The 814-nt window shown below is 63.5% G+C and carries 1 protein-coding gene; it reads right to left on the bottom strand.

The features are described 5' to 3' along the window. Positions 1–814, bottom strand: an 814-nt coding sequence (gene tyrS / locus EN984_RS36370; RefSeq protein ID WP_127384442.1) for a tyrosine--tRNA ligase, incomplete at both ends; no start/stop codon positions are given.

Below are 814 nucleotides of genomic sequence, written 5' to 3'. Positions count from 1 at the left end.
GCCCTGCACATGCCGCCGCGCTTCGCCGTTCGACGCCGCCAGTCCGGCGGTGACCAGCAGCGACAGGATACCGACGCCGGTTTCAAGCGCCGTTTTGTCGACCTCGACGGTCGGCAGCGACTCCGCGAGCGCGCCTTCCTCGAACGTCTTGCGCGCCGTATCGCTGGCTTGCTCGGCGGCTGCACGGCCATGCAGCAGGGCGGTGATCTCGGTGGCGAGGATCTTCTTGGCCTCATTGATCTCGGATCCGCCGAGCCGTTCGAGTCGCGCCACCTCGTCCAGCGGCAGCGTCGTGTAGAGCTTCAGGAAGCGCGCGACGTCGGCATCCTCGGTGTTGCGCCAGTACTGCCAGAATTCGTAGGGGCTCAGCATCTCCGCATCGAGCCAGACCGCGCCCGAAGCCGACTTGCCCATCTTGGCGCCCGACGAGGTGGTGAGCAGCGGCGTGGTCAGCGCATAGAGCTGCGCGTCCTCCATGCGGCGGCCGAGATCGATACCGTTGATGATGTTGCCCCATTGGTCGGAGCCGCCCATCTGCAGGCGGCAGCCGAGACGCTTGTAGAGTTCGACGAAATCATAGGCCTGCAGGATCATGTAGTTGAATTCGAGGAACGACAGCGACTGCTCGCGATCGAGCCGCAGCTTGACGGAATCGAACGCCAGCATGCGGTTGACGGAAAAGTGACGGCCGACATCGCGCAGGAAATTGACGTAGTTGATCTCCATCAGCCAGTCGGCGTTGTTGACCATGATGGCGTCGTTCGGACCGCTGCCGAATTTGAGGTAGGGCATGAAGTTGCGGCGGATGCCAGCC

The sequence above is a fragment of the Mesorhizobium sp. M7A.F.Ca.CA.004.12.1.1 genome (genome assembly GCF_003997835.1).
Taxonomy (GTDB): Bacteria; Pseudomonadota; Alphaproteobacteria; order Rhizobiales; family Rhizobiaceae; genus Mesorhizobium.
This window is presented reverse-complemented; position numbering and strand designations above follow the sequence as displayed.